Origin of the sequence: Sphingomicrobium astaxanthinifaciens, from assembly GCF_022865105.1 — a bacterium.
GTDB classification, from domain to species: domain Bacteria; phylum Pseudomonadota; class Alphaproteobacteria; order Sphingomonadales; family Sphingomonadaceae; genus Sphingomicrobium; species Sphingomicrobium astaxanthinifaciens.
Map to the genome: position 1 here is coordinate 136,293 of NZ_JAKNYM010000002.1, position 11,208 is coordinate 147,500.

The window sequence follows — 11,208 nt, forward strand, 5'->3', positions numbered from 1 at the left end:
GCGGCGTTTGACAGCGCGCGCTTGCTTTCCCACCGTCGCCGCCATGACGGGGGACAGCCAGATCCGGCGCGGCATCGCGCCCAGCCGCACGCAGTTGGTCGGTCGCTATGGCGGCATCGTCGCCGCGCTGCTCATCGCGCTGTTCTTCGATCCCCCCGGCCTCAGTGAGGAAGCGCGGCTGACCGCCGCCGCCGCGGTGCTGATGGGCAGCTGGTGGATGACCGAGGCGATCCCGCCCGCCGCGACCGCCTTCCTCCCGCTCATCCTGTTTCCGCTCATCGGCGCGATGGACATGACCGCGACCGCCGCGCGCTATGCGCATCCGATCATCTACCTCTTCTTCGGCGGGTTCGTCGTCGCGCTCGCGATCGAACGCTGCGGGCTGCACCAGCGCATCGCCTTGAAGATGGTGCGCCGCATCGGCAGCGACGGGCGCGCGCTGGTCGCGGGGTTCATGCTCGCCGCCGCGCTCCTCTCGATGTGGATCTCCAATACCTCGACCACGCTGATGCTGGTGCCGATCGCGCTGTCGATCACGCTCGCCATGCGCGCCAGCCTGCCCGACCTCGACGGCACCGCGCGCGTCCAGTTCGAGGCGGCGCTGCTGCTCGGGGTCGCCTATGGCGCGACCATCGGCGGGGTCGCGACGCTGGTCGGCACCCCGCCCAACGCGCTGATGGCGGGGTTCCTCGACGAGACCTACGGCCGCGCCATTCCCTTCGCGCAATGGATGCTGGTCGGGCTGCCCGCCACCCTCCTGCTGCTCCCGATCGGCTGGTGGGTGCTGACCCGCCTCGCCTTCCGCGTCGACTTTCACGCCACCCCGGGTGCGCGCGCCGAGATCGAGCGGCTCCACGACGCGCTCGGGCCTGCGGCGACAGCCGAAAAGCGGGTCGCGCTGCTATTCCTCGCGCTCGTCCTCGCCTGGGTGCTGCGCGCGCCCTTCGCCAGCCTCACCGGCATCACCGCGGTGACCGATTCCACCATCGCCATGACCGCGGCGCTCCTCGCCTTCCTCATCCCTGCCGGCTCGCGCCCGGGCGCGCTGATGGACTGGGAGGAGATGACGCGCATGCCGTGGGGCGTGCTGGTGCTGTTCGGCGGCGGGCTCGCGCTCGCCGGCGCGATGGGCGAGAGCGGGCTGTCGGGCTGGATCGGCGGCCAGCTCGCCCCGCTCGCGGGCTGGCATGTCGCGCTGCTCGTGGTCGCCGCCTGCGCGCTGGTGATCAGCCTCACCGAATTCACCTCGAACCTCGCCACCACCGCGACCTTCCTGCCGGTGATGGCGGCGATCGCGACCGAGACGGGCCATGACCCGCTGCTGCTGATCGTGCCGGTGACGCTGGCGGCGAGCTGCGCCTTCATGCTGCCGGTCGCCACCGCGCCCAACGCGATCGTCTATTCGTCGGGCAAGGTGGCGACCGCGCAGATGATCCGCGCCGGGCTGCTGCTCAACCTGTTGTCGGTCGCCGTGATCAGCGCGATCGCGCTGCTGCTCGTGCCCGTGGTGCTGGCCTAGGCGTGCGCGCTTGCGCGCGTTCGCCCGACTGATTTCTTAGGCGGGTTCGTCTTCGGTCTTGAGCACGCCGCGCTTGATCTGGTCGCGCTCCATGCTCTCGAACAGCGCCTTAAAGTTGCCCTCGCCAAAGCCCTCGTCACCCTTGCGCTGGATGAATTCGAAGAACACCGGCCCGATCTTGGCCTCGGCGAAGATCTGCAGCAGCAGCCGCGGCGCCCCGTCCTCGATCGTGCCGTCGAGCAGGATCCCGCGCGCCTTCAACTCGCCGACCGGCTCGCCATGGCCGGGCAGCCGCTCGTCGAGCATCTCGTAATAGGTCTCGGGGGGCGCGGTCATGAAGGGCACGCCGCTCTGCTTGAGCTTGTCCCAGGCGGCGTAGAGATCATCGCAGATCAGCGCGATATGCTGGATCCCCTCGCCGTTGAATTCGCGCAGATATTCCTCGATCTGCCCCTTGCCGCCTTCGCCTTCTTCGTTGAGCGGGATACGGATCTTGCCGTCGGGAGCGGTCAGCGCCTTCGAGGTCAGCCCGGTATATTCGCCCTTGATGTCGAAATAGCGGATTTCCTGGAAGTTGAAGAGCTTCTCGTAATAGTCGGCCCAATAGGCCATGCGCCCGTTGTAGACGTTGTGCGTGAGGTGATCGATCACCTTGAAGCCCGCCCCCTCGGGGTGGCGCTCGACACCCTCGAGATAGTCGAAGTCGATATCGTAGATGCTCAGCCCCTCGCCCTGTTCGTCGGGATAGCGGTCGACGAGGTACAGATAGCTGCCCCCGATCCCCTTGATCGCGGGGATCGCCAGTTCCATCGGCCCGGTCTCGACCGGGACCGGCTGCGCGCCCTGTTCGATCACATAGTCCCAGGCGGTCTCGATGTCGCGCACCCGGAACGCCATCGCGCAGGCACCCGGCCCGTGCTCGGCGGCGAAATAGGCGGCGTGGCTGCCCGGTTCGTAATTGGTGATGAGGTTGATCCCGCCCTGCCGCCAGAGCTGGACATCCTTCGAGCGGTGGTTGGCGACATGGGTGAAGCCCATCGCCTCGAACACCGGCTCGAGCAGCCCCTTTTCGGGCGCCGAGAACTCGACGAATTCGAAGCCGTCGAGGCCGGCGGGGTTGTCGAACAGGTCAGCCATGCGTTTCCTCCCTCTCGCGCGCAAACTGCGGTCGGGCGCGCGCCTAGCACGGATCGCGCGGCATCGACAATCGCGGCGCGCTTGTCCATCAGGACCGAAACGAACGAGGCAGGGAGAAGGATCGATGGCCGAGGCCTATATCGTCGCCGCGCGGCGCACCGCGGGGGGCCGGCGCAAGGGCGCGCTTCGCGACTGGCACCCCGCCGACCTGGGCGCGGCGATCCTCGATGCGCTGGTCGCCGATAGCGGCATCGACCCCGCGGCGATCGACGATGTCATCATCGGCTGCGTCAGCCAGGCGGGCGAGCAGGCGTTCCACGTCGCGCGCAATTGCGTGCTCGCCTCCTCGCTGCCGCAGAGCGTCCCCGCCGTCACCATCGACCGCCAGTGCGGCTCCTCGCAGCAGGCGCTCCATTTCGCCGCGCAGGCGGTGATGAGCGGGACGCAGGACGTGGTGATCGCGGGCGGGGTGGAAAGCATGACCCGCGTGCCGATGGGCACCCCGATCATGGCGGTCGCCAAGGCGGGCCTCCCGGCCGATCCCTTCCCCCCCTCGATCAAGCAGCGCTTCGGCGTCGCGACCTTCTCGCAATTCACCGGCGCGCAGATGATCGCCGAGCGCTACGGCATGACCCGCGACCAGCTCGACGCTTTTGCGCTGCAAAGCCACCGGCGCGCCGCCGCCGCGACGCAGGACGGCTCGTTCGACGCGGAAATCCTCGTCCTCGACGGGCTCGACAAGGACGGCAATCCCATCCGCCACGCGCGCGACGAGGGCATCCGCGCCAACGCCTCGATGGAGGGCCTCGCCGGGCTCGACCCGATCGCCGAGGGCGGCGTCATCACCGCGGGCAATGCCAGCCAGATTTGCGACGGCGCCTCGGGCGTGCTGGTCGTGTCCGAAGCCGCGCTAAAAGCGCACGGCCTCACCCCGCTCGCCCGCATCGACGCGCTCGCGGTCACCGCAGGCGACCCCGTCGTCATGCTGATGGAGCCTGCGCCCGCGACCGCCAAGGTGCTCGACCGCGCCGGCCGCTCCCATGCCGACATCGACCATTACGAGGTCAACGAGGCCTTCGCCCCCGTGCCGCTGTCGTGGCTCGAGGAGACGGGCGCCGACCCGCAAAAGCTCAACCCGCGCGGCGGGGCGATCGCGCTCGGCCATCCGCTCGGTGCCTCGGGCACCAAGCTCATGACCACCATGATCCAAGCGCTGCGCCAGCAGGGCCAGCGCTTCGGGCTCCAGACGATGTGCGAGGGCGGGGGCATTGCCAACGCCACCATCGTCGAGGCGCTTTAGCGCAGCAGGTCGTTGGCGGCGGGGCGCCAGCCCGCCGCACGCGCGATTGAGGCCCGGGCCTCGTCGCGCCCGGCGAAGCGCTGCGCGCGGCGCGCGATGGTCGCCGCGCGATAGGCGGGCGCGCTGCGGTCGAGCCCGCCGATGTGCCGGTCGGCGGCGTGCGCCGCGCGGTAGAAATTGTGCTCCGCCAGCACCCGCGCGCGCCCGTGTCCCTGCGCGCCGATCGCGATGGCGTCATCGCGCACGCGGCGCCCGGCGAAGACATTATATTCGGCGAACAGCCGGGTCGGTCCGCGCACGTCGATCGCGGCCTGGTACCAATCCTCGTAGAGGTTGTTGAACACATGCGCGTCCGCCGCCGCGATCAGCGGCAGCCGCTGGTTGGCGCGCACGAAATGGTTGAGCCACAACGAGACGCGCAGCCGGTTGTTGAACTCGGGATGGCGCTCGAAATCGAGATTGCCGAGCAGCAGCGTCTTGTCGGTATCGACGAAGCGGTTGCGCGAGATGCTGACGTCGGCGACGTGGCGGTCGGACGGATGGGTGATGTCGATGCAGCCGTCCATGCAGCCGCGAAAGTCCAAACGATTGATCCACAGCCGGTCGAACCCGATCGCCCCCGCCTGCTCGGACGCGAGGTTGAAGACGTTGATGATATCGCCCAGGCAGTCGCGCCGCTCGACCCCGGCGGGGACCCGCCCCCGCGCGCGTTGCTCGAGGACGAGGTGGGTGATCACGATGTTGCGCGCCCCGCGCAGCTTGAACAGGCCGTCGACGCTGGTGCCGTCGCGGCGCTGGCACTCGCCCGGACGGGTCGGGTGGGCGCGATAGTCGGCCCAGTCGTAAGCCCGCCGCACGACCACCCGCCGCGGCACCTCGCCGGCCCAGCCGGCGCGCCCGTCGATGGTGATGTTGGATCCCGAGAACTGGATGAAATCGCGCAGCTCGATGACCGCGTCGAGGGTGTTGGTGCGCGGGTTGCGCTCGGTGAACAGCGCGGGGTCGAAGACGATCCAGCGATCGCCCCCGCGCAGCGCGTGGCGCAGCGTCCCGGGCGACCCGTCGTCGTCCCTCTTGGTGACGACATAGAGCGGCTTGCCCAGCCCGCCCCGCGCATCGGCGGCATAGCCGCCCGCCTCGTCGAACAGCGCGCTCGCCGCGACCGGGCGCGCCTCGCTCGCCGGCGCGAGGAGGAGCAGGCAACCGGCCAGGCTGGCAAGACAGGCAAGGAGAATGGGTCGCATGGTGCCCAGCATAGACCCGCGGCGTGTCGGCGCGATGAACGGGCCGGCGAGCCGCCGGCCCCTAGTCCTCACTGGCGCTCGAACGCCGCGCTGATCTCGAGGTCGACCTCGTCGGACACGGCCTGCACCGCAAAATCGATCCCGAACTGCGAGCGCACGATCCGCGCCCGCCCGGTGAAGCCGAGCGTCTCGGCCTTGCTCATCGGATTGGCGCCCGCGCCGGTGAAGGTCGCGGCGATCGCGACCGGCCGGGTCACCCCGTTGAGCGTGAGCTCGCCATGGATCAGCGCGCTCGTCGGCCCGGTGCGGCGGATCTTCGACGATACGAAGCGCGCGGGGGCGGCCTCGGGTCCGAAGAAGTCGGGGTCGCCCCCGTCGCTGCCCGGGCGCAGCAGGTGCTCGCGCAGCCCTTCGCTCACCACCGCGAGCGAATCGATCGGGATGGTCACGTCGAGCCGGCTGTTCGCCAGCTCCTGCGTATCGAGGTGGAGGTGCCCCTCGACATCGCCGAAGCTGCCCCAATAGGGGTTGAAGCCGAAGTGGCTGACCGACCAGCGCACGAGCGTATGCGCGGGGTCGGTGACATAGTACCCGCTTTGGGCGGCGGCGACCTCGGCCGGGGTGGCGGGCGCCCCGGCGGGCTGCGCGGCGAGGTGGCCGGCGGCCGCGACGAGCGCGAGCGGGCCGAGCAGGGTGGTGGCGATCTTCATGAAGCAGCTTTCCTTATGGGGCCGGGTCGCATCGTCAAAGCCCCAGCCACGAGGCCGGTTCCCGCTGGGCTTTCGCGCGATCCGCGCTAGGATGGCACCCCATCAGGAGACCCGCATGGACCCGACCATCCCGCCCCCCGCGCGCGCGGCCAGCCACGCCGACGCCGCGACCTACGACCGGCTCTACCGCCAGTCGATCGAGGATCCGGACCGCTTCTGGCTCGACCAGGCCGGGCAGCTCGACTGGACCACGCCCCCGACCCGGGCGGGCGACTGGACGTTCGACCCGGTCGAGATCAAGTGGTTCGAGGACGGCGTGCTCAACCTGTGCCACAATGCGGTCGATCGCCACCTCGCCGACCATGGCGACGCGCTCGCGATCATCTTCGAGCCCGACGATCCCGCCGGCGAGGTGCGGCGCTTCACCTATGCCCAGCTGCACCGCGAGGTGGTGCGGATGGCCAATGCCCTCAAGGCGCTCGGGGTGGGTAAGGGCGACCGCGTGACGCTCTACATGCCGATGGTCCCAGAAGGCGCCTTCGCCATGCTCGCCTGCGCGCGGCTCGGCGCGATCCACTCGGTGGTGTTCGGCGGCTTTTCCCCCGACGCGCTGGCCGGGCGGCTGGTCGATTGCGACAGCCGGTTCGTGATCACCGCCGACGCCGGGCGCCGCGGGGGGCGGCCCGTCGCGCTCAAGGCCAATGTCGATGCCGCGCTCGAACGCGACGGGGTCGAGGTCGACGGCGTCCTCGTCCTGCGCCACACTGGCGATGCCGTCGACTGGACCGAGGGGCGCGACCACTGGCTCCACGAGGTCGTCTCCGACGCCGACTGCCCGTGCGAGCCGATGGCCGCCGAGGATCCGCTGTTCATCCTCTACACCTCGGGCTCGACCGGCAAGCCCAAGGGGGTGCTGCATACCACCGGGGGCTATGGCGTCTGGGCGGCGACCACCTTCCGCTACGTCTTCGACTACCACCCGGGCGAGGTCTACTGGTGCACCGCCGATATCGGCTGGGTCACCGGGCACAGCTACATCGTCTACGGCCCGCTCCTCAACCGCGCCACCACGCTGATGTTCGAGGGCGTCCCCAACTGGCCCGACCACGGCCGCTTCTGGGACGTGGTCGACAAGCACGGGGTCGAGATCCTCTACACCGCCCCGACCGCGATCCGCGCGCTGATGCGCGAGGGCGATGCCCCCGTGACGAGCCGCAGCCGCCGGTCGCTCCGCCTCCTCGGCACCGTCGGCGAACCGATCAACCCCGAGGCGTGGCGCTGGTACCATTCGGTCGTCGGCAACGGGCGCTGCCCGATTGTCGATACCTGGTGGCAGACCGAGACGGGAGGGATCATGATCACCACCCTGCCGCACGCGCATGCGATGAGGCCCGGCGCCGCGGGCAAGCCCTTCTTCGGCGTCGTCCCCGAGCTCGTCGATGCCGACGGGAAGCGGCTCGAGGGCCCCGCCGCGGGCAACCTGTGCATCGCGCGCAGCTGGCCCGGGCAGGCGCGCACCGTCTATCGCGACCACCAGCGTTTCACCGACACCTATTTCTCGACCTATCGCGGGCGCTATTTCACCGGCGACGGCTGCGAGCGCGATGCCGAGGGCTACTATCGCATCACCGGGCGGGTCGACGACGTCATCAACGTCTCGGGGCACCGGCTGGGCACCGCCGAGGTCGAGAGCGCGCTCGTCCTGCACGACCAGGTCGCCGAGGCGGCGGTGGTCGGCACTCCTCACGACATCAAGGGGCAGGGTATCTACTGCTACGTCACGCTAATCGCCGGGGTGGAACCGAGTGAGGCGCTCGCCGCCGCCTTGCGCGCCCATGTGCGCAAGGAAATCGGCCCGATCGCCACCCCCGACCATCTCCACTTCGCCCCGTCGCTACCCAAGACACGCTCGGGCAAGATCATGCGCCGGATCCTGCGCAAGATCGCCGAGGGGGACACGGGGTCGCTCGGCGACACCTCGACGCTCGCCGACCCCGGGGTGGTCGAGGCGCTGATCGCGGGACACCCCGCGATCTAGAGCGCGGCCACCCCCGCCGCGAGCACGCGCACGCTCATCGCCACCAGGATCAGCGACCCGATGGTCCAGAAGGTGGCGCGGATGTCGTGGACCTGCGCGCTGGCGTAGCTGAGGAAATGCAGCAGGCGCGAGACGACATAGCCCGCGAACAGCCAGCGCGCCAACGCGACGCTCGGCCCGGTCAGGACGAACAGCAGCCCGATCACGAGGAAGAAGGGCAGGTTCTCGAGATGGTTCTGCATGATCCGGCGGTAGCGGTCGACCGCCTCGAGCGGCGCGGTCTGGTCGGGCCGCGGCTGGGGGTTGAGCGGGGTGCGGCGCAGGTCCTCGGGCGCGCGGAACCCGCCCTTATGGCGCATCATCTGGATCACCGTGGCCCAGGCGGTGACGACGCCGAGCAGCACCATCGTCGCGGCGCTGGCGGCATAGGCCGCGAAGATCGGGTTCGAAAATTGGAGTTCCGGCATGACGTCCCCCTGGGTTGGCACGCGCCGACCGTGCAGCAGGAGCGTAAGCGGGGCAAGTGCTCCCTCGCGGGGTCGCGTCGTAGGGCAGCGGCGCATGCCGGTAGCGTCAAAAGGAAAGCCCCGCGGGGGGCGGGGCTTATGGTGATGGTTGCGGGGGTAGGATTTGAACCTACGACCTTCAGGTTATGAGCCTGACGAGCTACCGGACTGCTCCACCCCGCGCCAATCATGCGGCCGTTGCCGGCCTATAAACACGAAAGCCGCCGCTCGAGGGACGCTCGGCAGCGGCTATGTGATGACTTGTGAATGGGTTTCTTCATACGGCGATCGCAAAGCCTGGCGACGACCTACTCTTCCGCAGCTTAAGCTGAAGTACCATCGGCGCTGTCCGGTTTCACGGCCGAGTTCGGGATGGGATCGGGTGGGTCACGGACGCTATGGTCACCAAGCTATGGGATCGTCGTATGAAGGTCTAGAAATCTGGGGCGTTATCTTGCTGAGCGATACCGCCACATCGGCGCCCAAAGGGCTGTCGATGATGGTGGGACTCTCAAGCGCGAAAAGAGTAATTAGGACCGGTTAGCTCCACGCATTACTGCGCTTCCACACCCGGCCTATCAACGTGGTGGTCTTCCACGACTCGATGATACCTTATCTCAAGGGAGGCTTCCCGCTTAGATGCTTTCAGCGGTTATCCCGTCCATACATAGCTACCCTGCTGCACCGTTGGCACGATGACAGGTCCACCAGAGGTATGTTCACCCCGGTCCTCTCGTACTAGGGGCAACTCCTTTCAAGTATCGACGCCCACGGCAGATAGGGACCAAACTGTCTCGCGACGTTCTGAACCCAGCTCACGTACCACTTTAATTGGCGAACAGCCAAACCCTTGGGACCTGCTCCAGCCCCAGGATGTGATGAGCCGACATCGAGGTGCCAAACAACCCCGTCGATATGAGCTCTTGGGGGTTATCAGCCTGTTATCCCCGGCGTACCTTTTATCCGTTGAGCGATGGCCCTTCCACGAGGGACCACCGGATCACTATGACCGACTTTCGTCTCTGCTCGACCTGTCAGTCTCGCAGTCAGGCAGGCTTATGCCATTGCACTCTTGCAGACGGTTTCCAACCGTCCTGAGCCTACCATCGCGCGCCTCCGTTACTCTTTAGGAGGCGACCGCCCCAGTCAAACTACCCGCCACAGAGGGTCCCTGAACCGGATAACGGTTCGAGGTTAGACTATAGAAAACATCAGGGTGGTATTTCACCAATGGCTCCCTTCCGACTGGCGCCGGAAGTTCAAAGCCTCCCACCTATCCTACACAAATGTTTCCCACAGCCACTCTGAAGCTGCAGTAAAGGTGCACGGGGTCTTTCCGTCTAACCGCGGGTACTCCGCATCTTCACGGAGAATTCAATTTCGCTGAGCAGGTGTTGGAGACAGTGGGGAAGTCGTTACGCCATTCGTGCAGGTCGGAACTTACCCGACAAGGAATTTCGCTACCTTAGGACCGTTATAGTTACGGCCGCCGTTTACTTGGGCTTCAATTCGGAGCTTGCACTCCTCCTTTTAACCTTCAAGCACCGGGCAGGCGTCAGACCCTATACGTCGTCTTGAAGCCGACTTAGCAGAGCCCTGTGTTTTTGATAAACAGTCGCTACCCCCTGGCCTGTGCCCCCCGCCAAAAGTTGCCTTCTGACGGGGCCTCCTTCTTCCGAAGGTACGGAGGCAATTTGCCGAGTTCCTTCAACACCCTTCTCTCAAGCGCCTTGGTATACTCTACCTGCCCACCTGTGTCGGTTTCGGGTACGGTCTATAATGGAGAGGCTATTTCCCGGGACAACTTGGCAGCCCGACCAATCCGATAAGGTCGAACTACATCCGCCATCCGTCACACATCTCCAGGTACAGGAATATTAACCTGTTTCCCATCGACTACCCCCTTCGGGCTCGTCTTAGGGGCCGACTTACCCTGCGCGGATTAGCCTTGCGCAGGAACCCTTGGGCTTTCGGCGAGAGGGCATCTCACCCTCTTTATCGCTACTCATGTCAGCATTCGCACTTCTGATATCTCCACCGTCGGTTACCCTTCGGCTTCACAGACTTACAGAACGCTCCGCTACCGCTCGTGATAAATCACGAACCCTAAGCTTCGGTGCATCACTTTAGCCCCGATACATCTTCGCCGCAGGAACCCTTATTTAGACCAGTGAGCTGTTACGCTTTCTTTAAAGGATGGCTGCTTCTAAGCCAACCTCCTGGTTGTTTTGGGATTCCCACATGCTTTCCCACTTAGTGATGACTTGGGGACCTTAGCTGTAGGTTAGGGCTGTTTCCCTTTTGACGACGGACCTTAGCACCCGCCGTCTGTCTCCCGGACAAGACTCGTTGGTATTCGGAGTTTGGTTAGGTTTGGTACCGCTCGCGCAGCCCTAGCCCATCCAGTGCTCTACCCCCAACGGCATACATCCGAGGCACTACCTCAATAGTTTTCGCGGAGAACCAGCTATTTCCCGGCTTGATTGGCCTTTCACCCCTAGACACAGCTCATCCGAGCATTTTTCAACATACAACGGTTCGGTCCTCCAGTGCGTGTTACCGCACCTTCAACCTGGCCATGTCTAGATCGCCGGGGTTCGGGTCTACTGCATCGAACTCATTCGCCCTATTCAGACTCGCTTTCGCTTCGCCTCCACCTATCGGCTTAAGCTTGCTCGATACAGTAAGTCACTGACCCATTATGCAAGAGGTACGCGGTCAGATCTCGAGGATCCTCCCACTGCTTGTAGGCAA

7 protein-coding genes, 1 tRNA gene and 2 rRNA genes (1 of these 10 cut by a window edge) are annotated in these 11,208 nt (G+C 66.3%); 3 read left to right on the top strand and 7 right to left on the bottom strand.

Annotation, left to right across the window (positions count from 1 at the left end; translation table 11 throughout):
* Positions 1 to 43 precede the first annotated feature (43 nt).
* On the top strand, positions 44 to 1,519 hold the full coding sequence (locus L8951_RS04420) for an SLC13 family permease (RefSeq protein ID WP_244381804.1): 1,476 nt from the start codon (positions 44 to 46) through the stop codon (positions 1,517 to 1,519).
* Positions 1,520 to 1,555: 36 nt separating this feature from the next.
* On the opposite strand, the gene hppD is transcribed toward L8951_RS04420, so the two are convergent.
* Positions 1,556 to 2,656 (bottom strand): 4-hydroxyphenylpyruvate dioxygenase, encoded by a 1,101-nt coding sequence (gene hppD, locus L8951_RS04425; RefSeq protein ID WP_244381805.1) that lies wholly within the window; start codon positions 2,654 to 2,656, stop codon positions 1,556 to 1,558.
* A gap of 124 nt (positions 2,657 to 2,780) precedes the next feature.
* Between hppD and L8951_RS04430 the strand changes: the two genes are divergently transcribed.
* Entirely contained in the window at positions 2,781 to 3,956 is a 1,176-nt protein-coding gene (locus tag L8951_RS04430) for an acetyl-CoA C-acetyltransferase (protein WP_244381806.1), read from the top strand.
* Here the strand turns inward: L8951_RS04430 and L8951_RS04435 are convergent.
* Together L8951_RS04435 and L8951_RS04440 are read right to left on the bottom strand one after the other, a co-directional pair.
* Positions 3,953 to 5,200 (bottom strand): pectate lyase family protein, encoded by a 1,248-nt coding sequence (locus L8951_RS04435; protein WP_244381807.1) that lies wholly within the window; start codon positions 5,198 to 5,200, stop codon positions 3,953 to 3,955. The genes L8951_RS04430 and L8951_RS04435 overlap by 4 nt on opposite strands.
* A 68-nt stretch (positions 5,201 to 5,268) precedes the next feature.
* A complete protein-coding gene (locus tag L8951_RS04440) occupies positions 5,269 to 5,910 on the bottom strand; it encodes a YceI family protein (protein WP_244381808.1) in 642 nt (213 codons plus the stop codon).
* Between the two features lie 115 nt (positions 5,911 to 6,025).
* Here L8951_RS04440 and acs point away from each other — a divergent pair, with 115 nt between their 5' ends.
* Positions 6,026 to 7,948, top strand: a complete 1,923-nt coding sequence (acs, locus tag L8951_RS04445; protein ID WP_244381809.1) for an acetate--CoA ligase — start codon at positions 6,026 to 6,028, stop codon at positions 7,946 to 7,948.
* Here acs and L8951_RS04450 read toward each other — a convergent pair.
* The 4 genes from L8951_RS04450 to L8951_RS04465 all read right to left on the bottom strand — a co-directional run.
* A complete protein-coding gene (locus L8951_RS04450) occupies positions 7,945 to 8,415 on the bottom strand; it encodes an MAPEG family protein (protein WP_244381810.1) in 471 nt (156 codons plus the stop codon). The genes acs and L8951_RS04450 overlap by 4 nt on opposite strands.
* Positions 8,416 to 8,560: 145 nt before the next feature.
* Positions 8,561 to 8,637 (bottom strand) — tRNA-Met (locus L8951_RS04455).
* A gap of 112 nt (positions 8,638 to 8,749) precedes the next feature.
* Positions 8,750 to 8,864, bottom strand: a 5S ribosomal RNA gene (gene rrf / locus L8951_RS04460).
* 100 nt (positions 8,865 to 8,964) lie between these two features.
* A 23S ribosomal RNA gene (locus L8951_RS04465) occupies positions 8,965 to 11,208 on the bottom strand (it continues 548 nt past the right edge of the window).